Source organism: Streptomyces sp. NPDC041940 (genome assembly GCF_055589465.1).
This window is the reverse complement of record NZ_JBVJBP010000001.1, coordinates 556,580-576,192: the sequence shown is the minus strand read 5'-3', so window position 1 is coordinate 576,192 and position 19,613 is coordinate 556,580. Positions and strand designations below refer to the sequence as shown.

Below are 19,613 nucleotides of genomic sequence, written 5' to 3'. Positions count from 1 at the left end.
AGCAGGACCGGCACGTCCGGGTCATACGGGCGCCGGTCACCGGCTTGACGGAGGGAAGCCGGTGACCGCCCCCCCCTCCCCGGGCGGAGAACGCCCTCTCGGCCTGAAGAACGGCGCGGGCACACCCGGTAACACGGGGTTCACATTCGAGCAATGGCCGGGAAATCGCCTGTTGACAGGCTGCCGGGCAGTTGACGCGGCGCATCGGTGCCGCAGCGCCGCAGCACCCGCGATACGCGCCCAGACACACCCCCGGAGGATGTGGCCGTGACCTTCAAGGCTGAGTACATCTGGATCGACGGCACCGAGCCGACGGCCAAACTGCGTTCCAAGACCAAGATCATCACGGGCTCGCCCGCCGGTCTCGACGCGCTGCCGATCTGGGGCTTCGACGGGTCGTCCACCAACCAGGCCGAGGGCCACGCCTCGGACTGCGTCCTCAAGCCGGTCTTCACCTGCCCGGACCCGATCCGCGGCGGCGACGACATCCTGGTGCTGTGCGAGGTCCTGAACATCGACCTCACCCCGCACGCCAGCAACACCCGTGCCGCGCTGGCCGAGGTCGCCGAGCGGTTCGCCGCCCAGGAGCCGATCTTCGGTATCGAGCAGGAGTACACGTTCTTCCAGGACGGCTACCCGCTCGGCTTCCCCAAGGGCGGCTTCCCGGCCCCGCAGGGCGGCTACTACTGCGGCGTCGGCGCGGACGAGATCTTCGGCCGTGACGTCGTCGAGGCGCACCTGGACAACTGCCTGGAGGCGGGTCTCGCCATCTCCGGCATCAACGCCGAGGTCATGCCCGGCCAGTGGGAGTTCCAGGTCGGCCCGGTCTCCCCGCTGGAGGTCTCCGACCACCTGTGGGTGGCCCGCTGGCTGCTCTACCGCACCGCCGAGGACTTCGACGTCGCCGCCACCCTCGACCCGAAGCCGGTCAAGGGCGACTGGAACGGCGCCGGCGCGCACACCAACTTCTCCACGAAGGCGATGCGCGAGACGTACGAGGCGATCATCACCGCCGCCGAGTCCCTCGGCGAGGGCTCCAAGCCGCTCGACCACGTCAAGAACTACGGTGCCGGCATCGACGACCGTCTGACCGGTCTGCACGAGACCGCCCCGTGGAACGAGTACTCCTACGGCGTCTCCAACCGCGGCGCCTCGGTCCGTATCCCCTGGCAGGTCGAGAAGGACGGCAAGGGCTACATCGAGGACCGCCGTCCGAACGCCAACGTCGACCCGTACGTGGTGACCCGCCTGCTCGTCGACACCTGCTGCTCGGCCCTGGAGAAGGCCGGCCAGGTCTGACCGGCACCACCCGGCTCCCGAGGGGGCGCTCACCGTTCACGGTGGGCGCCCCCTCGTTGTCAGTGGGGCATGCCAGGGTGGGGCGCATGGAGATCGACGGGGGCCTCGCGGTCAAGGTGAAGACGGAGAGCGGGCGGGCGTACGCGCGGATCGCGGCGCCGGAGCTGCGGGAGTTGGTGGAGCGGATCGGCGGGGACGACGACCACTTCCTCATCGTGCAGCGGATACCGGACCGGCCGATGGTCTTCATCCAGACGGCACGCGACGGGGACGGCGCCTACGACCTCCAGCACCGCACGGGGTCCGTTCCGCACATGTGGGTGACCCGGTTGACCGATCCGGGCCTCGTCGCCGAGGTGATGGTCCGCTGGGCGCGCCAGGAGGACGGCTGGGACACCGGAGTGACCTGGGAGCGCGAGGAGTTCGGGCTGCCGGACCCTCCGCCCCCGCTCGCCCCCGAGGTCTCGGCGCGGGCCGAGGGGTACGTCCACGAGATGCTCCGGGACGGCTACCTGGGCATCGAGAGGATGGTCCGCGAGACGGTGTACCTGATGCCGGGCAAGGAGGACTCCTCCCCCGTCTCCCCGGCGCAGGCCCGCGAGATCGTCGAGCGGCTGTGGCTGGAGCGCGTCGACGAGCAGGAGTCGTGGAGCGAACCGACCGGCCCTGACCGGCTGGAGCGTGCTTTCGCGGCCCTGGACCGCGCCGGCGTCGTCGCCCGCGAGAACTTCACCTGCTGCCGGGGCTGTGGCATGGCGGAGATCGGCGCGGAGGCGGACGGCGAGCCGGGGGTGCGGGGGTTCGTGTTCTTCCACCACCAGGGCACGCGCGGTGCGGCGGAGGGGCACGGCCTGTCGCTGTACTACGGCGGGTTCGACGGCTCCGAGGAGACCACGAAGGCCGTCGGGCAGGAGGTCGTGGCCGCGCTGACCGCTGCCGGGCTGTCCGCGGAGTGGGACGGTGACCCGGGCCGGGCGATCGATGTCGCGCCCTTGGAGTGGCGGAAGCGCCTGGTGGGGTGAGGTTTCGGCAGGCCGGCCGGATGTCCGGCATGTGTCCAAGGTGTGAGAGGAGGGTCCCGGCGCGGGGGCCTCTCTGCTTCAATGGGGCCATGGCCAGCTACCAGAAGTGCACCGCGACGGGTCGTCATGACCTCGAGCCCTTCTGGCCGTCCCGTCAGGACCACGACTTCGACCGGGTGTGTTGCCGCGCGACGAACGCGCCGGCCCTCTAACGCCGTACACCCCGGCCTTCGGCCAGCGCGAACCGCGTACGTCCTCGGCGACCCCGACCACGAACTCGCGGCCGTCGACCTCTCCGACGAACTCCTCGCGCGAAAGAGCTGACCTCTCATGGCGACCACTCGTTCTCTGTCCACCGCCACCCTCGGCACCCCTGCGACGAACAGCGCCCGGCATCGGCTGCGTGCCGTCGACCGGGACGAGGTGGTGACCGTCGCGGATCTGCTGCCGCCGGGTGCCACCTGGCTGCCGGCGCCGCAGCACACGCTGCCCACGCTGCCGGGCCGGCCGCCGATGGTCGGCTATCTGGTGCTCGTCCCGGCCGACCAGCAGCCGCCGTTCCCGGTGGCGGTGCCGGACCGGCCGGAGCCCGTCGCCCCCGAGGCCGGCCCCGAGCCGGGCGGCGAGCAGCTGATCCGCGTCGACACCGTGCAGCGCACCGCCCAGGTGGCCGGCCGGCCGCTCGACCTCACGTATCTGGAGTTCGAGCTGCTCGCCCACCTGGTGGCGCACCCGGGCCGGGTGCACACCCGCGACCAGCTGGTCGGCACGGTGTGGGGCTACGGGCACGTGGGGGACGGCCGTACGGTCGACGTCCATGTCGCCCGGCTGCGCCGCAAGCTGGGCGCGGAGCACCGCGACACCATCCGGACGGTACGCCGGGTCGGCTACAAGTACGTGCCTCCAGTGAGTCACTGAGCCACCGGCCCTCATCCGTCTGCTGACGGCAGATCCCCGTTCCCTGCCGCCGCCCCACCGGGCAGAGTCAGCGGCATGAGACTTCTGATGCTGGGTGGTACGGAGTTCGCAGGGCGGGCCGTCGTGGAGGCGGCCCTGGGGCGGGGCTGGGACGTGACCGTCTTCCACCGGGGGCGGCACGAGGCGCCGGAGGGCGCGCGGTCGCTGCTCGGCGACCGCACCGCGCCCGGCGGTCTCGCCGCCCTCGACGACGACCCGGGCGAGTGGGACGTCGTCGTCGACACCTGGTCGGCGGCGCCCCGCGCGGTGCGGGACACGGCGCGGCTGCTGCGGGGCCGCGCCGGCCGGTACGTGTACGTGTCGAGCTGCTCGGTGTACGCGTGGGCCCCGCCCGCCGGGTACGGCGAGGACGCGCCCCTGGTGGAGGGCGCCTCGGCCGACGCGGAGCAGACGGCGTACCCGCAGGACAAGCGCGGCGGTGAACTGGCCGTGCTGGACGCCTTCGGCGAGGACCGGTCGGTGCTCGTCCGGGCCGGGCTGATCCTCGGCCCGTACGAGAACATCGGCCGGCTGCCCTGGTGGCTGGGCCGCACGGCGCGCGGTGGTCCGGTGCTCGCCCCGGGCCCGCGCGAGCTGCCCCTGCAGTACGTGGACGTCCGGGACCTGGCCGAGTGGATCCTGCGCGCGGCGGAGCGGGAGCTGAGCGGCCCGTACAACCTGGCCGGTCCGCAGGGGCACGCCACGATGGGCGAACTGCTGGACGCGTGCGTACGGGTCACCGGCGGCGGTGCCGAACCGCGGTGGACCGAGCCCGAGGTGATCCTGGAGGCGGGCGTCGAGCCGTGGACCGAGCTGCCGGTGTGGGTGCCGCCGGGCAGCGACCTGCACGACGCCCTGCACAGGGCTGACGTCTCCCGGGCGGTGGAGGCGGGGCTGACCTGCCGGCCCGTCGCGGAGACCGTGGCCGACACCTGGAGCTGGCTCCGGGACATCGGCGGCACGGCCCCACAGCGGCCGGACCGGCCGCCGGTGGGCCTCGACCCGGAGAAGGAGGCGAAGGTGCTCGCGACCGGCGGAGGCATGCGAACCGCCCCGTGAACCACCGCGCCGCCTCCTGGGGTGTACGTAGCACCACCCCCTGACCGGGTGTCCCGGCCCAGTGACCCCGCACCCCCGCTCGGCGAGACTGACGTCATGACCATCGACACGAAGAGCGGTTACAGGGGAGCAAAGGGGCGGGGCGTCGCACTCGCCGCGCTACGGGGGCTGGGGGTGGCCCTCATATCGCTGCCGGGGGCGGTGCTGTGCTTCACCCTGTCGCTGGTGTCCATGGCGCTCATCCCGATCGGCGTCGGGCTCGTCACCACGCCGTACGTACTGAAGGGGGTGCGGGCGTTCGCGAACTGGCGGCGGGTGCTCGCGGCGGAGTGGGGCGGGGTGCGGATCCCGCCGGCGTACCGGCCGCTGCCGAAGGACGCCAACCCGTGGGCGGCCACGTTCGGGATGCTGCGCGACCCGGCGACCTGGCGGGACCTGATGTGGCTGCCGGTCGACATGACGGCGGGGTTCCTCACCGCGCTGCTGCCGGCCGCGCTGTGGCTGTACCCGCTGGAGGGCTTCGCGCTCGGGGCCGGATTGTGGCGGGTCTTTCCCGACGGGTACTGGTACGGGTTCGTCAAGGTCACCGGGCAGGTGTCCGCGCTCGGTGCCGCCTTGCTGGGCCTGGTCCTCCTCTTCTTCGCGCACTTCCTCACCCCTCGCCTGCTGGACGTCCACTTCCGGCTCACCCAGGCCGTCCTGGGCTCCGGCCAGGGCGAACTGGCCGAGCGGGTGCGGGTCCTGACCGAGACGCGGCGCGACGCCGTCGACACCTCCGCCGCGGAGCTGCGGCGCATCGAGCGGGACCTGCACGACGGGGCGCAGGCCCGGCTGGTCGCGGTCGGCATGGACCTGAGCACCATCGAGGCGCTCCTCGACAAGGACCCGGCCAAGGCCAAGGAGCTGATCGCGCGGACCCGCACGTCCTCCGTCGAGGCCCTGGCCGAACTGCGTGAGCTGGTGCGCGGCATCCATCCGCCGGTCCTCGCCGAGCGCGGCCTCGGCGACGCGGTACGGGCGCTGGCGCTGCGGCTGCCGGTGACCACCGAGGTGAGCGTGGACCTGCCCGGGCGGGCGGAGGCGCCCGTGGAGTCCGCCGCCTACTTCGCCGTCAGCGAGGTGCTCACCAACGCGGTGAAGCACTCCGGGGCCGACCGGATCTGGGCCGACCTGCACCACGCCGACGGGATGCTGCGGGTGTCCGTCACCGACGACGGCAAGGGAGGTGCGGTGATCGGAGCCGGTTCCGGACTCTCCGGAGTCGAGCGGCGGCTCGGTACATTCGACGGCGTCCTGGCCGTCAGCAGCCCCGCGGGCGGTCCCACCATGGTCACCATGGAGATCCCTTGCGCGTTGTCCTAGCCGAAGACCTCTTCCTGCTGCGTGACGGGCTCGTCCGGCTGCTCGAGGCGCACGACTTCGAGATCGCGGCGGCCGTCGAGTCCGGCCCCGAACTGGCCGCCGCGCTGGCCGAGCTGGAACCCGACGTCGCCGTGGTCGACGTACGCCTGCCGCCCACGCACACCGACGAGGGGCTCCAGTGCGCGCTCGACGCCCGCCGCAGGCGGCCCGGCCTTCCGGTGCTGGTGCTCTCGCAGCACGTGGAGCAGCTGTACGCGCGTGAGCTGCTCGCCGACGGCAGCGGCGGGGTCGGGTACCTGCTGAAGGACCGGGTGTTCGACGCCGAGCAGTTCGTGGACGCCGTACGGCGGGTCGCCGACGGGGGTACGGCGATGGATCCGCAGGTCATCCAGCAGTTGCTGGCCCGGCAGTCGAGCGACGACGGGCCGCTGGCGCGGCTGACGCCCCGGGAGCGGGAGGTGCTGGAGCTGATGGCACAGGGCCGGACCAACGCGGCGATCGCCGGCCGGCTGGTGGTGACGGAACGGGCCATCGCCAAGCACACCGCGAACATCTTCGCCAAACTGGGACTGGAGGTCTCGGACGACGACAACCGCCGCGTGCTGGCGGTTCTGGCGTATCTCGACCACGGCCGGTGAAACCGGACTCGCTGGTTCACCGACCGTGGGGGATCGGCAACTCCCGGTATGAAAGCGGTTGTTGAGAACACAGAGTCCTCACGAATCTCGCATCAATTTCCGGGACCTCTGAACACCCGTGGGACCCCCTGCGTATGGATGGGAGCCGCTTCACTCCTGTCGGGCGCCTCATGCCCCCGAAAAAGGAAGTCAGAGGAGTTCCATGGGACGCAACACAAGAAAACGCCGGACGCCGATGGCCACCAAGGCCATAGCCGCATCGGCGGCCCTAGCGCTCGGTGGGGGCGGGCTGATCTGGGCAAACTTCTATGCCTCGGCGCATGAGGAGAACTCGGCGAACCAGACGAAGTCCGCGGGCGCTCAGGTCGCCACGATCCAGTGCCCGGACGTGGGCCAGAGCCTGACCGACGTGCCGGACGGCGCGCGCAAGGGCGTGGACAAGGAGCTGGCGAACCTCGACAAGCAGATCAGCGAGGCCTACACCCGGCTCGCCTCCACGCGTCAGGCTCAGGCCGGTGACTCCGGCTTCGTCAACAACGCCATCCTCGGCCCGCTGAAGTCGAAGCGGACCGCGGCCATCGACCGGATCGGCATCAACATCAAGCGTGTTGGTGGCCAGGCTCCGGGCAACCTCGCCCAGATGGCCGAGTGCCAGGGCATGAACGCCGACGTGAACACCAACGACGGTCAGGCCGGGGGCGGCCAGAACAACAACGGCGGCCAGAACAACAACGGTCAGGACCAGGGCCAGAACAACGGCGGCCAGGACAACGGCCAGGGCCAGGACCAGGGCGGCCAGGACCAGGGTGGTCAGGACAACGGCCAGGACCAGGGCCAGGGCGGCAACGGCGGTCAGGGCGGCAACGGCCCGGCGGCCGCGGACTTCGTCAACATCGAAGAGGTCCAGCCGAACTCCCGCAACCTGCCGAACGGTCTGGCGGCGAACGGTGACGGCGGCTCCGCGGGCACCTTCACCACGCAGTGCGGCACCAACGAGAACGAGAACCGCAACTCGGACAACGTGATCGTGGCGCCGGGTGTCTCCAACGGTGCCCAGCACCAGCACGACTACGTCGGCAACCAGGCCAACACCGCCTTCGCGAGCGACGAGGACCTGGAGAACGGCGAGACGACCTGCCAGAACCAGGGTGACAAGTCGACGTACTTCTGGCCGGTCATCCGGATCCAGGACGGTTCGGACGACATCGACGCGGGTCAGCCGGGCGGTGGCCAGGACGGCAACGTCGGCAAGATCGTCGAGCCCGCGCAGGCGGAGCTGAAGTTCGTGGGCAACCGCACCAGCGACGTCGTCGCGATGCCGAAGGCCCTGCGGATCATCACCGGTGACGCCAAGTCCCTGACCAACGGCCTGAACAACGCCAACACGTCCTGGACGTGCACCGGCTTCGAGGACCGTCAGGTGACGGACAAGTACCCGATCTGCCCCGAGGGCAGCAACATGGTCCGGTTGTCCAACTTCCAGAGCTGCTGGGACGGCCAGAACATCGACAGCGCCAACCACCGCACCCACGTGGACTTCGTGGAAGCGGACGGCAGCTGCTCGAACGGCTTCCAGGCCATCCCCCAGCTCCAGGTCCGTCTGGTCTACGACGTCCCGGCGCCGCAGATCAACAATGGACAGGTCCAGAACGCGTTCGCGGTGGACTCCTTCCCGGAGCAGCTGCACAAGCCGATCACGGACCACAACGACTTCATCAACTTCTTCGACGAGAACACGATGAACGAGATGGTCCAGTGCATCAACAACGGCGAGAACTGCCAGTAGTCCTCAGCCAGTAGAAAGCCGGCGGTGGGAATTCCCACCGCCGGCTTTCTCGTCCGTGTTCAGCCGTGGCTGGCGCCGGTGTGACCGCCCTTGTTGTGGCTGCCGCCGGGGTTCATGTGCTCGGAGCCTTCCTCCATGGTCCCGCCGAGGGTGCTCTGCAGCGCCGTGACCGTCTTCTGCTGGCCCACGGCGACCCACTTGCGGCCGACGAGGTAGTAGCCGCCGTAGTCCTTCGCGCCGTTCAGCCACTCGCGCTGGCCGCGGTCGGTGGAGAAGGTCGCGAGGACGTACTTCTCCTTGCCCTTCTTGCAGAGGGCCTGGCGGATGGTGTCGGCGTCGGTCTGCATGTTCGGCTTGCACTTGGCCTCGGCCGCGATGTGCTCCAGGCTGCCGCTCACCTCTTTCGGCACGGCTGCCTCGTCCTTGCCGCCGGATCCGCAGCCGGCCAGCGCCAGTATCGCCACCGCGCCGCTCAGCGCGAGCATCGGTCGGGTCACCCTCATCTGTTCCTCCGGTCCTTGTCACGGCACGGTCCGGACGCATGCCGCACGGAGCCCCGGCAAGGGCTCTCGCCTTCGATACGGCTGCGGAGCCCACAGCGCTCAAATTCCGCTGCCTCCGTAGGCACGCCTGTGCGAGGGTGGCACGGTGAACCAGGACTGGGAAGATCGCGTAACCGCCCTGTGGGCCCGCTTCGACGACTACGCCGATGAGGAAGCGGAGGAGGCGCGCTTCCGTGCCGAGGTCGACGCCCTCGTCGCCGAGCTGCCGGACGGCAGCCCGCTCGGGCCGTTCGAGCAGGCCTGCGCCTGGGACTCCACGGGCCGCTCGGACCTGGCGGTGCCCCTGTACCAGGAGGCGCTGCGGCGGGGACTCTCCGACGCCAGCCCCTACAAGGCCCGCCGGACGAAGATCCAGCTGGCCAGCTCGCTGCGGAACGTCGGCCGGGCGGAGGAGGCCGTCGCGCTGCTGACACCCGAGCTTCTCGCCCCGTCCGACGAGCTGGACGACCCGGTGCGTGCCTGTCTCGCGCTGTGCCTGTCCAGCCTGGGACGGGACCGCGAGGCGCTGTCGCTGGCGCTCGGTGCCCTGGCCCCGCACCTGCCCCGCTACCAGCGGTCGATGGCGAACTACGCCCGGCTGCTCGTGGAGCAGGAGCAGCCGCGGGGCTGACGCTCCGCGGTCAGGTGACCATCCGACCATTCGCTCGTTCTGCTGAACGTGCAGTCACAGGATGTCGCCCAGCGCCCCGCACCCTCCTCCCCCGCCGGCCCGGTCGTCGACGTCGAGCAGGCCGAGGCCGCGCTCGTCGAGCACTACCCGCGGCTCGTGCGGCTGGCCTATCTGGTGCTGCCGCCGGGCCTGGGCCGCAGCAGGCGCGTCGTGACCGCACACGCCCTCACCCAGCGCGCACTCCCCCGCAACCGCACACCGGCACCGGTGATCCCGGCCCAGTCGACCGGGCGTGACGGCGACCCTGGCTACGCCCTGGTCCGCCTCCAGGTGCTGCGCACGGCACTGGAGGCGGGGCTGCCGCTGCGGCGCAGGGCATGGCCCAAGCGCTCCCAGGTGCCGCCGCTGCTGCCCCAGGTGTGGGGCCTGAAGCTGTTCCCCCGGTCCGGCGGTGCCGACGAACTCGCCCTGGACCAGCGGCTGTCCACCCTGTCGGGACCGGCCCGGGCCGCCTACGCGCTGCGCGGCCTGGAGCGGCTCGCGGACGACGGGGCGCGCAAGGTGCTCACGGCGGCGGGTGTCGCCGACCCGGACGGCGCCCTGCTGGAGGCCGACGGGGTCCCCGCGCAGTACGGACTGCTCGACTCCCCCGAGTTCGACCCCTGCTCACTCCAGGCCCGGCCCACCGACCTGATGCGGCGCCGCCAGCACCTGAAGGCCGCGCTGGCCGCCGGGGCGGCGCTGCTGGTGTGCGGGGCACTGCTCGGTCTGCCCGGCGAGGGCTGGGGTCCCGACGGCGCCGCCGCACCCCCGTACGCGCGCAACCCGGCCGCACAGGCCGCCCTGGACCCGGCGAAGCTGACCCGGGTCCCCCCTGCCGCGTGGCAGAGCTCGGCGCGCACCGACTTCTCGGTGTGGCCGGCCCGCGGCGGCCTCACCCGCGACTCGGCCCTGCTGCGCCGCGCCCTGGCCGTGTGGGCACGTCCCGGCGGGCGGGTCCAGGTGTCGGCGACGCCCGGCACCCTGTCCGGCGGCCCGGCCGGACCTCCCCAGCTGCTGTACGCGGGGACGGTCGACGCCGCGCGCGTGGTGATCCTCTACGACGGTCTGCGCATCGCCCGGTACGCCGAGCCCGAGGACGGCACGCAGGGCGCGGCCCTGGACTTCGCCCGGGTCGACGGCGCGGGGCGGGCCGAGGCGGGCGCGGTGGTCCTGGGCCGGACCGATGGCAACGTGCGCTATCTGACGGCCCCTTGGGTGTCGAAGGCGGGCGAGCGGGATCTGCTGAAGCCGGGTTCCGGGGCGATGGACCTCGCCCTCACCGACGGGGTGACCGCGCCGCTGGCCAGCCCGGCCCTGCGGACCGGTCCGTGCACCTCGTGGAACGTGCTGCAGGTGGCCGACGGCAAGCGGACCCGGCTGCTGAGCGACCTCGGCGAGCTGGTCCCGGCCCGGCTCACCAGCGGCCGGCCCGGTTCGCCGTCAGAGGCGTCCGGCGCGGCGGCGCTGCGCACCTGGCAGCCGTACGCCTGCTCGCTGGGCGCGGTGCGCTCGGCGGGTGTGCGGAGTGTCAACGCCTGGGCGTTCAACGAGCAGCCGCTGCCGGACGCGAGCGGGTCGGCGGCGTGGGTGTGCACACGGGCCGAGACCTGGCGGGGCGGCGGGGCGCGGGTGCTGGCGCAGTTCCACACGCCGGGCGGGCGGTACGGGGCGGTGGCGGCGAAGGCCGAGAACGTCCCGGCGTGCGGGGCGCGTGATCCGCATGTGCTGGCCGGGGTGCTGTGGAAGTCGGAGGCGGGCACCTGGTATCTGCTGGCCGCGGGCAGTCGTCGGACCGCGTCGATCCGGGCGACGGGCGGGATCAGCGGGTCGGCGCGGAGCAGTCTGCTGACGGTGCCGGGTGAGCAGGGGGCGCGGGCCGAGCTGAAGGGGACGCTGCGGGACGGGCGTTCGCTCGGCGGGCTGCGCTGACCGGCCCGTTCTCGTGCCAGCCCGGCGCACCCGGCTGAACATCCGCGATCGATCCGGTCCGTTCAAGGCTGGAATCGATCGGTAAGGTGTTCGTATGACTACCGGGGTTCGCCGCAGATTGGGAGTCGAGGAGCGGCGGCAGCAGTTGATCGGCGTCGCCCTCGAACTGTTCAGCCGCCGCTCGCCCGACCAGGTCTCCATCGACGAGATAGCGTCGGCCGCGGGCATTTCGCGGCCGTTGGTCTATCACTACTTTCCCGGCAAACTCAGCCTGTACGAGGCCGCGTTGCAGCGGGCGGCGGACGAACTCGCGGCTCGTTTCGTGGAGCCGCACGAGGGGCCGCTGGGGGCGCGGCTGCTGCGCGTGATGGGCCGCTACTTCGACTTCGTGGACGAGCACGGGCCGGGTTTCTCGGCCCTCATGCGCGGCGGACCCGCCGTCGGCTCCTCGACGACCAACGCGCTCGTCGACTCCGTACGGCAGGCCGCGTATGTCCAGATCCTTTCGCACCTGGGCGTGACCGATCCGCCCGCGCGTCTGGAACTGGTCGTCCGGTCCTGGATCTCGCTCGCCGAGTCGACGGCGCTGATCTGGCTGGACGGCCGGCGCATCCCGCGGGCGGAGCTGGAGATCCAGCTGGTGCACGACTTCGCCGCGCTGGCCTCCGTGAGCGCCGCCTACGACGAGGAGATGGGCGGCCTGCTGCGCCGCATCTTCAAGGAGGAGCCGGCCGACGGCCCGTTCGCCGACCTGGCCGGCCGGCTCCTGACGCTGGCCACCTGACCCTGCTCAGCCTTCGTACTTGCGGTAGGAGGCGTCCAGGTCGCGCACCTCGGCGGAGGCGTGCAGCACGATCCCGTCGGCGGTCTTCACATGGGTGCGCAGCAACTCCAGCGCGGCTTCGGTGAGCCGGGCCTTGGTGTCCTCGGTGCGGCCGGCGAGCAGCGCGATGTGGACGTGCACATGGGCATGTCCCTCGGTGTCGGGGCCGACCACGATGTCCTCGGTGGGGCGGAACCGGCTCTTGCACGCCGGCGGCTTGGCTGCCGCGATGTCGACGGTCGCCTCGTGCAGCGCCTTGGCGAATCCGGGCCGGTCGAAGCCGTCCGCGAGGTCGGCGGAATAGTCGACGGTGATCTGCGGCATCGGTGACTCCTGGTCTGGGCGGGCAACGGCCTCACCCTAACCGCAGGGCCAGCATGGCGATGTCGTCCTCCCGGTCGTGGCCGAAGCAGCCCAGGAGCACGTCGCAGAGGGTGTCCAGGGAGGTGGGGGCGTCGGCGGCGGCCGTGCGGAGTTGTTCCATGGAGACCTCCAGAGGGATGCCGCGGGTCTCGATGAGGCCGTCGGTGACCATGAGCAGGCGGTCGGTGGGGCTCAGGTGGTGCTCGGTCGGCGGGGGGCGTTCCAGGCCCAGGCCGAGCAGCGGACCGCACGCGTCGACGTACTCCGCGCCGCCGCCCTCGCGCAGGATCAGCGGCGGGATGTGACCGGCGTTGGCGATCCGCACCCGGCCGCTGCCGGGGTCGACCAGGGCCAGGCACACGGTGGCCGTGATGTCGGGGTGGTACCGCTGGAGCATCCGGTCGAGCCGCCCGGCCAGCACGACCGGGTCGCTCTCGTCCACGCAGTAGGCGCGCAGCGCGTGCCGTATCTCGACCATGACGGTGGCGGCGTCCAGCGAGTGCCCGACGACGTCACCGACCGCGGTGAGCACCCCGTCACGGGTGCGCAGGGCGGCGTAGAAGTCGCCGCCGATCTCGGCCTGCCGGGAGGCGGGCACATAGCGGACCTCGATGTCGACGCCGGGCAGGTGGGGCAGCTTGTGCGGCCGGGGCAGGAAGCTGTGCTGGAGGGTGAGGGCGACATGCCGCTCCACCTGGTACAGCAGCAACGGTTCGGCGGCGAGCGCGGCGGCCTGGGCGAGCCGGGCGAGCAGCCCGTCGTCCGCCGGGCCGTTGATCGCCGCGCGCCGCACGGGTGTGGCCAGGCACACGGCCGTACGGCCGTCCTGGGCGGTCGCCACGGTCAGGAGGGCGTCCTCCTCGACGCCCGGCCGGAAGATCCCGGCCGGCCACAGCGGCGCGGGGACGACGGCGCTGTGCACGCCCGTCCGGCCCTCCGCGAGCCGGGCGGCCAGCCGGGCCGCCGCCTGATGCGCGCCGCTGTCCGCCGGTGCGGGGCGGCTGCGGGCCGTGCCCTCGTAGGGCTCGCCGTCCGGGGCGATCACGAACACCACGGCGGGCGATCCGGTGAGGCGTGCGGTGCCGTCGGCGGCCGCGGTGGCGAGTTCCCGGGGGCAGCGCGCCGTCTGCACCGTGATGACGGCCTCGGACAGCAGGGTCAGCCGGTGGACGACGGTCTCGGCGCCCGCGGTGCGGCGCGCTCCGCGCACGGCGGCCCGGACGACGGCCTGGATCTCCAGCGGTTCGGCGGGCACGGTCAGATAGGCGTCGCCGCCCGCGTCAAGACCCCGGCACCGGTCCCCGGGCGCGGTCCGGGCTGCCGAGAAGTGCACGACGGGCAGGGCGGCCATGGGCGGCCGGGCCCGGAGCCTGCGGCACACTTCGAAGCCGCTCATGTCCGGCAGGCCCACGTCGACGAGGGCCACGTCGGGCAGGGTGCCGTCGCGCAGCCGGACGTCGAGTTCGACGAGCGCCTCGCCGCCGCTGGCGACGGGCACGACCCGGTGGCCGGCCCGGCTCAGCACCGCGCCCATGGCGTACCGGCTGGCCGCGACGTCGTCCACGACCAGCACGGTGGTGCCGGGGGTGTGCTGCGTGCCGTTGCCGTCCATCTCGAGGAGCACCTCGGGGCCTGCGTGTGGGGGGCGGGCCGTCGGTCACGGCCCGTCCCCCAACGTAGTGCGCTACGCGCCGGCCCGGGTGAAGACGGCGACCGTGCGCCCCGGAACGGCGAACGTGCCCGATTCAGCGGCGTAGGTGGACGACTTGACGGTAGGGTCCGCCCCCGCCGCCTGCACCGGGTGCAGCCGGTAGCCGGTTCCGGCGAGCGCGGTGACCCGCTGTTCCTGCCGCTCGGGTGCGGCGTTGAAGACGACGACGAGATCGCCGAGCCGCATGGTGATCACGCCGGGGGTCTCGTCCTTGCCGGACAGCGGGAAGGAGAGTTTCGACTGCACCTGGCCGGCCGTGGCGAGGGAGAACGCCGGCTCCGTGGAACGGATCCTCAGCAGATCCCGGTACGCGGCCGAGGTGCCCTCGATCTCATGGCAGCCGACCTTGACGGTGCTCAACAGGGGCTTTCCGTAGGGCCACTTGTCCTTGTTGTCGGCCGCCATGGGCAGGCCGCGGCCGAAGCCGTTGCCGTCGGCGCAGTTCCAGTGGACGGCGTTGAACCAGTCGCCGCTGTCGTAGGAGTTGCGGTCCAGGGACTTGGAGCGCAGCAGGTCGGTGCCCGCCTGGGAGAGGGCCGGGCCCTGCGAGAGGGTGGCCGTCGCCATGGCGAGGACCTGCATCCGGGCCCGGTCGGACGCGCTCGTCATGGCGGGCAGTTTGAAGGCGAGGGCGTCGAACAGGGACTCGTTGTCGTGCGCGTCGGCGTAGGCGAGGGCGTCACCGGGGGCGTCCGCATAGCCGGCGGGCGCGCCGTTGTAGTCGACGTCGGCGCCGGTGACCTCCTTGCCGTCGGTGCCGGTGAACCGGTAGCCGGCGAGATTGCCGGAGAGGCCGACCTTGATGAGGTCCTGGTAGTGCAGCAGGCGGGCCTTCTGTTCGGCCGGGGTGCCGTTGTGCTGCGAGGAGTTGGGTTCGGTGTACAGGCCGGACGCGAAGCCCTGGACGCCGGGGTCCTCGTCGAAGGGGCCGCCGCCGCGCACGGCGTCACGGGCGCGGTCGGAGAAGGTGGCGATGCCGGTGCCGGCCATGTTCTTCTGCGTGGCCTGCTCGAACCGGGCGTCGTCGGCGATCTCGCCGAAGTTCCAGCCCTCGCCGTAGAGGATGATCTTCTTGCCGTCGACGCCGTCCTTGGCGAGGGTGAGCGCGTCGAGGGCCTTGCGGACCGCGAGGATGTTGGCCTTCGGGTGGTGGCCCATGAGGTCGAAGCGGAAGCCGTCGACCTTGTACTGCCTGGCCCAGGTGACGATCGAGTCGACGACGAGCTTGCCCATCATGGCGTTCTCGGTGGCCGTGTTGGCGCAGCAGGTGCTGTTCGCGACCGAGCCGTCGGCAAGGAGCCGCTGGTAGTAGCCGGGCACGATCCGGTCGAGGACGCTCGTCCGCTCCTGGCCGCTGGCCGCGGTGTGGTTGTAGACGACGTCCATGACGACCCGCAGTCCGTCGTCGTTGAGGGCCTTCACCATCCTGCGGAACTCGACCGTGCGGGCCGTGCCGTCCGGGTCGGTGGCGTAGGAACCCTCGGGGACCGTGTAGTGGTACGGGTCGTAGCCCCAGTTGTAGGCGTCCTTCGCGGCGATCTTCCCGACGCACTCCTGCTGCCGGTCGGAGTCGGCCGGGTAGGAGGCGAGGTCGCAGTCGGTCGTCGCCTGGTCGGCCTTCTTCTCCGGGATGGTGGCGATGTCGAAGGCGGGCAGGAGGTGGACGTACGAGGTGCCCGCCTTCGCCAGCTCACGCAGATGCTTCGAGCCGTCGCTGTCCTGGTCGGTGAAGGCGAGGTAGCTGCCGGGGTGCTTCGCCGTGCGGTCCTCGACGGAGAAGTCCCGGATGTGCAGCTCCTGGATCTGGGCGTCCCTGAGCGGTACGGCCTTGGGCTTCTTGTACGACGACCAGCCGGACGGCTTCAGCGCCCTGTCGTCCAGGTCCATGACCAGGCTGCGCTCCGAGTCGGCGGTGAGGGCCAGGGAGTAGGGGTCGGTGACCTTGTTGGTGACGACCTTGCGGACGCTGGGGGCCCAGACCTCGACGACGTACCGGTAGGGCTTGCCCTTCCAGGACTGCGGGCCGGTGACGGACCAGACGCCGGTGGTGGCGTCGCGCCGCATCGGGACGGTGGAGTCGCCGATCTCCAGGGACACCCGCTGAGCGGTCGGCGCCCAGACGGACAGCGTGGGGCGGCCGTGGGAGAAGGTCGGCCCCAGGTCTGCCCTGGTCGCGCCGGAGTACAGGTCGTCGAGGACACCGGCGAGCTGGACGCCGGTGGCCGCGAGGACGGCTCCGGTCGCGGCATGCTGGGTGGCTACGACCTGGCCGCGCAGGGCCTCGCGGACCCGGTCGCGGTCGCGCGGGTCGACGGTCCAGGCGTCGTACGCCTTCAGGTGCGGGAAACCGGCCTTCTGGGCATCGGTGAGCTCGGTCCTCGCCAGGCGCAGCCACTTGGCGTCACCGGTCAGGGCGCCGTCCTCGACGGCGATCGAGCCGTCGCGGGCGTAGAGCAGTTGGGTGGAGGCGGCCGCGTCGGAGCCGTTCCAGGCGAGGGTGTTCCGGTCGATCCAGACCGCCTTGGACGTGGTCAGGTCGAGCGCGGCGGCGGCACCCACCGGCTGCGGCAGCAGGTACTTCTCCTGGCCGCTCAACAGCCACACCTCGTGGCCGTTCGCCTTGAGGTCGAGCGACTGGTCGGAGGGCAGGTCCTTCTCGTCGCCCTTGTGGAGGATGTAGCTGAGGCTGGTGGCACCGTCGGTGAGCGGTACCTCGAAGACCGCACCATAGGTATCAGTCTTGACCGGCTTGAGGGGGTTCGACCAGTCGGTGGGGTTCGCGGCGCCGGTCCAGACGTGCAGGCCCCAGCCGTCGTGGTTCCCGTCGGCGCGGTGGTAGTGCAGGACGGCCTTGGTCCTGTCCGGGGCCGGGTAGTCGGCGGCCGGCTTCTCCGTGCGGACGGTCTCCTCGCCCTGCTCGATCCAGACCTCGCCGGTCTTCGTGACGTCGATGGTGCGGTCGGCGGAGACGTCCTTGTCGCCGTCCTTGTCGATGACGAGGAAGCTGACGTTGGAGGCGCCGGGCTTGAGCTTGACGTAGGCGAAGGCGCCATAGGCGTCACGGCCGGTGAAGGGGTGGCTCTCGGGCCAGGGCGTGGCCTCGCCCTCGGCGAGGTCGCCCCAGGCGTACAGGCCCCAGTCGGCGTAGTTCCCGTCTGCGCGCTTGTAGTGGACGATCGCGTGGTCACGGGAGGAGGCGCTGGGCGGCTCCTCGACGGGCGGGGTGCCGGTGGTGGAGGCGGCCAGGTCGCTCGCCGTGCGGCCGGCCGAGTCGACCACCACTGCCTTGTAGCGCAGGGCGGTGCCGGGCGGTACGTCCTCGGCGACGGTGTGCGTGACCTTGTAGGGGGCGTGGTCGGCGGAGCCTAGGGTCTGCCATGTGCCGTTGCCGGTCTGGGCCGCGAAGACGACCCGGTTCAGTTGTCCGCCCTCGGCGTCGGCGGACAGCTCCACCGTGCCGGTGGCACCGGCCGCCGGGGCCTTCAGGGTGATGGTCGGCTTCGTGGCGGGCTCGGCGAGCTTGCGGGCCGCCTTGAGGACGATCGCCGAGCCGGCCGGGACGGTGACGGTGAGCTTCTTGTCGCCGTCGCTCTTCAGGGAGTCGTCGGTGCCGTGGACACCCTTGAAGGCCATGCCGGCCGAGCCGGTGGCGAAGGTCGCGGTCTTCTTCTCGGCGGCGTTGTTGAAGGCGACGACGTACTCGGTGCCGCGCTTGGCGTCCGTACGGGAGAAGGCGTACACCCCCGGGCCGTCGGCCGCGTACCGCTCCTGCTGGACGCCGTCGGTGAGGGCCGGGTGGGCCTTGCGGAGCTTCGCGAGGGCGCTGATCTGCCGGTAGAGCGGTGCTTTCGTGTCGTAGGCGTCCTCGGCGTGGGTGCGGTCGGTGCCGATCCGGTCGTCGTCGAGGTAGTCGGCGGTGCGTGAGGCGAACATGCTCTGCCGGGCGTCCTTGTCGCCGCCCGCGCCCGTGAAGCCCTGCTCGTCGCCGTAGTAGACGACGGGGTTGCCACGGCTGAGGAACATCAGCTCGTTGGCGAGCCGGTCCTTGGCGAGGAGCTGCGCGTCGGTGGCCCTGGGGTTGTCCTGCTTCAGGTAGGTCCCGATCCGGCCCATGTCGTGGTTGCCGAGGAAGGTGACCTGCTCGTACGCGTTTGCCTTGCCGGTCGTGTACGTGTAGTCGTCGCCGAAGACGCCCGCGAGCCGCTGCGCGCTGCCGCCCTGCGAGGCGTACTGGCGGGCCGCCTCCTGGAAGGGGAAGTCCAGCGTGGCGTCGAGCCGCCCCTGGGTGACGTAGGGGGAGGTGACGGCGGTGTCGGCCGAGTACACCTCGCCGAACATGAAGAAGTCGTCGCGCCCCTGCTCGGCCGCGTAGGCCTCGAGGGCGGTGGCCCACTGGGTCCAGAACTCCATGTTGACGTGCTTCACGGTGTCGATCCGGAAGCCGTCGATGTCGAAGTCCCGCACCCAGCGCTGGTAGATCTTCTCCATGCCCTCGACGACCTCGGGCCGCTCGGTCCACAGGTCGTCGAGCCCGGAGAAGTCGCCGTGCTCGGAGCTCTCACCGGCGAAGGTGGAGTCGCCGCGGTTGTGGTACATCGTCGGGTCGTTGAGCCACGACGGGACCTTGTTGTTCCTGACCGCCTTGGGTGTGCGCGGGAAGGAGTCGCGGTCGACCTCGGGGAAGTCCCGCCGCCCGTCCGCGTAGTCCGCGTCGTCGAAGGGCTTGCCGTCCTTCGTCAGGTACGGGAAGGCGCCCTTGGAGAGGTAGTCGTACGACTTCTCCTCGTAGTCGACGACATCGGCCGTGTGGTTGGTGATGACGTCGAAGAAGACCTTCATGCCCTTGGCGTGGGCCTTGTCGATGAGGGTCTCGAGGTCCTTGTTGGTGCCGAAGTGCGGGTCGACCTGGGTGAAGTCGGTGATCCAGTACCCGTGGTACCCGGCCGAGGCGTTCGCCCCGGTGCCCTGCACGGGCTGGTTCTTGAAGATCGGGGCCATCCACAGGGCGGTGGTGCCGAGGCCCTTGATGTAGTCGAGCCTCTTGGTCAGGCCCTTGAGGTCGCCGCCCTGGTAGAAGCCCTTGTCGGTGGGGTCGTGGCCGGTGGACAGCCGGGAGCCGGTCAGACCGCCCTTGTCGTTGCGCGGGTCGCCGTTGGCGAAGCGGTCCGGCAGGACGAAGTAGAACTGCTCACGGGTGGCGTCGTGGCGGGCGGGCTCGGCGGCGAGCTTCGCGTCGGACGGGGGCGCCGGCGGGGTTGCCGCTCCGGCGGCGAGAGGCTGGACGAGCGCTGCGGCCAGCGCGGTGGCGGTGACCGCTGCGACCCGTCCGGCACGGTGGGTTCGGCGCCTTGAGGGCGCACGCCATCTCGGTATCACTGACGTGGACTCCTTGCGATTTGCGGCTCTCACGGGTCCGACCCCGCGCGACCGTATCGCCGCCGAAACGCTT

At 71.5% G+C, this 19,613-nt stretch carries 14 protein-coding genes; 10 read left to right on the top strand and 4 right to left on the bottom strand.

Features of this window, described 5'->3' with window-relative positions:
• Nucleotides 1-267 precede the first annotated feature (267 nt).
• The 7 genes from glnII to ACZ6I3_RS02420 all read left to right on the top strand — a co-directional run bounded on the left by glnII (nucleotide 268) and on the right by ACZ6I3_RS02420 (nucleotide 8,123).
• Nucleotides 268-1,299 carry a glutamine synthetase gene (gene glnII / locus ACZ6I3_RS02450; RefSeq protein WP_469410990.1) on the top strand — a complete coding sequence of 344 codons (1,032 nt, stop codon included), beginning with the start codon at nucleotides 268-270 and terminating at the stop codon, nucleotides 1,297-1,299.
• 86 nt (nucleotides 1,300-1,385) lie between these two features.
• Entirely contained in the window at nucleotides 1,386-2,321 is a 936-nt protein-coding gene (locus ACZ6I3_RS02445; protein WP_469410989.1) for a DUF6891 domain-containing protein, read from the top strand.
• Nucleotides 2,322-2,651: 330 nt separating this feature from the next.
• A complete protein-coding gene (locus tag ACZ6I3_RS02440) occupies nucleotides 2,652-3,239 on the top strand; it encodes a winged helix-turn-helix domain-containing protein (protein ID WP_469410988.1) in 588 nt (195 codons plus the stop codon).
• Nucleotides 3,240-3,314: 75 nt separating this feature from the next.
• On the top strand, nucleotides 3,315-4,337 hold the full coding sequence (locus tag ACZ6I3_RS02435; RefSeq protein ID WP_469410987.1) for an NAD-dependent epimerase/dehydratase family protein: 1,023 nt from the start codon (nucleotides 3,315-3,317) through the stop codon (nucleotides 4,335-4,337).
• 96 nt (nucleotides 4,338-4,433) lie between these two features.
• Nucleotides 4,434-5,699 carry a sensor histidine kinase gene (locus ACZ6I3_RS02430; RefSeq protein WP_469410986.1) on the top strand — a complete coding sequence of 422 codons (1,266 nt, stop codon included), beginning with the start codon at nucleotides 4,434-4,436 and terminating at the stop codon, nucleotides 5,697-5,699.
• On the top strand, nucleotides 5,684-6,337 hold the full coding sequence (locus tag ACZ6I3_RS02425; protein WP_469410985.1) for a LuxR C-terminal-related transcriptional regulator: 654 nt from the start codon (nucleotides 5,684-5,686) through the stop codon (nucleotides 6,335-6,337). Before ACZ6I3_RS02430 ends, ACZ6I3_RS02425 begins: the two co-directional genes overlap by 16 nt.
• A gap of 202 nt (nucleotides 6,338-6,539) precedes the next feature.
• Nucleotides 6,540-8,123 (top strand): DUF1996 domain-containing protein, encoded by a 1,584-nt coding sequence (locus ACZ6I3_RS02420; protein WP_469410984.1) that lies wholly within the window; start codon nucleotides 6,540-6,542, stop codon nucleotides 8,121-8,123.
• Between the two features lie 59 nt (nucleotides 8,124-8,182).
• On the opposite strand, the gene ACZ6I3_RS02415 is transcribed toward ACZ6I3_RS02420, so the two are convergent.
• Nucleotides 8,183-8,626: a hypothetical protein gene (locus tag ACZ6I3_RS02415; RefSeq protein ID WP_469410983.1), complete on the bottom strand. Its 444-nt coding sequence runs from the start codon at nucleotides 8,624-8,626 to the stop codon at nucleotides 8,183-8,185.
• A gap of 145 nt (nucleotides 8,627-8,771) precedes the next feature.
• On the opposite strand from ACZ6I3_RS02415, the gene ACZ6I3_RS02410 reads away from it, so the two are divergent.
• From ACZ6I3_RS02410 to ACZ6I3_RS02400, 3 genes are all read left to right on the top strand, one after another.
• The gene (locus ACZ6I3_RS02410; protein ID WP_469410982.1) at nucleotides 8,772-9,296 is read left to right on the top strand and encodes a tetratricopeptide repeat protein; all 525 of its coding nucleotides are present in this window, start codon (nucleotides 8,772-8,774) and stop codon (nucleotides 9,294-9,296) included.
• Between the two features lie 48 nt (nucleotides 9,297-9,344).
• The gene (locus ACZ6I3_RS02405) at nucleotides 9,345-11,267 is read left to right on the top strand and encodes a hypothetical protein (RefSeq protein WP_469410981.1); all 1,923 of its coding nucleotides are present in this window, start codon (nucleotides 9,345-9,347) and stop codon (nucleotides 11,265-11,267) included.
• Nucleotides 11,268-11,361: 94 nt separating this feature from the next.
• Complete coding sequence (locus tag ACZ6I3_RS02400) at nucleotides 11,362-12,051, top strand: TetR/AcrR family transcriptional regulator (protein WP_469410980.1); 690 nt, start codon at nucleotides 11,362-11,364, stop codon at nucleotides 12,049-12,051.
• Between the two features lie 6 nt (nucleotides 12,052-12,057).
• Here the strand turns inward: ACZ6I3_RS02400 and ACZ6I3_RS02395 are convergent, their stop codons facing one another.
• The 3 genes from ACZ6I3_RS02395 to pulA form a co-directional block, all read right to left on the bottom strand.
• Nucleotides 12,058-12,414 (bottom strand): 5-carboxymethyl-2-hydroxymuconate Delta-isomerase, encoded by a 357-nt coding sequence (locus tag ACZ6I3_RS02395; protein ID WP_469410979.1) that lies wholly within the window; start codon nucleotides 12,412-12,414, stop codon nucleotides 12,058-12,060.
• A gap of 31 nt (nucleotides 12,415-12,445) precedes the next feature.
• Nucleotides 12,446-14,065, bottom strand: coding sequence for a SpoIIE family protein phosphatase (locus tag ACZ6I3_RS02390; RefSeq protein ID WP_469410978.1), 1,620 nt, complete (start codon nucleotides 14,063-14,065; stop codon nucleotides 12,446-12,448).
• Nucleotides 14,066-14,137: 72 nt separating this feature from the next.
• On the bottom strand, nucleotides 14,138-19,540 hold the full coding sequence (pulA, locus tag ACZ6I3_RS02385; RefSeq protein WP_469410977.1) for a pullulanase-type alpha-1,6-glucosidase: 5,403 nt from the start codon (nucleotides 19,538-19,540) through the stop codon (nucleotides 14,138-14,140).
• Between the last annotated feature and the right edge of the window lie 73 nt (nucleotides 19,541-19,613).

What these genes read in the sequence shown, in the direction of transcription:
- ACZ6I3_RS02395 (WP_469410979.1), bottom strand. Translation starts at nt 12,414, where the DNA reads ATGCCGCAGATCACCGTCGACTATTCCGCCGACCTCGCGGACGGCTTC.
- ACZ6I3_RS02390 (WP_469410978.1), bottom strand. Translation starts at nt 14,065, where the DNA reads ATGGACGGCAACGGCACGCAGCACACCCCCGGCACCACCGTGCTGGTC.
- ACZ6I3_RS02430 (WP_469410986.1), top strand. Translation starts at nt 4,434, where the DNA reads ATGACCATCGACACGAAGAGCGGTTACAGGGGAGCAAAGGGGCGGGGC.
- ACZ6I3_RS02400 (WP_469410980.1), top strand. Translation starts at nt 11,362, where the DNA reads ATGACTACCGGGGTTCGCCGCAGATTGGGAGTCGAGGAGCGGCGGCAG.
- ACZ6I3_RS02440 (WP_469410988.1), top strand. Translation starts at nt 2,652, where the DNA reads ATGGCGACCACTCGTTCTCTGTCCACCGCCACCCTCGGCACCCCTGCG.
- ACZ6I3_RS02415 (WP_469410983.1), bottom strand. Translation starts at nt 8,626, where the DNA reads ATGAGGGTGACCCGACCGATGCTCGCGCTGAGCGGCGCGGTGGCGATA.
- ACZ6I3_RS02435 (WP_469410987.1), top strand. Translation starts at nt 3,315, where the DNA reads ATGAGACTTCTGATGCTGGGTGGTACGGAGTTCGCAGGGCGGGCCGTC.
- ACZ6I3_RS02445 (WP_469410989.1), top strand. Translation starts at nt 1,386, where the DNA reads ATGGAGATCGACGGGGGCCTCGCGGTCAAGGTGAAGACGGAGAGCGGG.
- ACZ6I3_RS02420 (WP_469410984.1), top strand. Translation starts at nt 6,540, where the DNA reads ATGGGACGCAACACAAGAAAACGCCGGACGCCGATGGCCACCAAGGCC.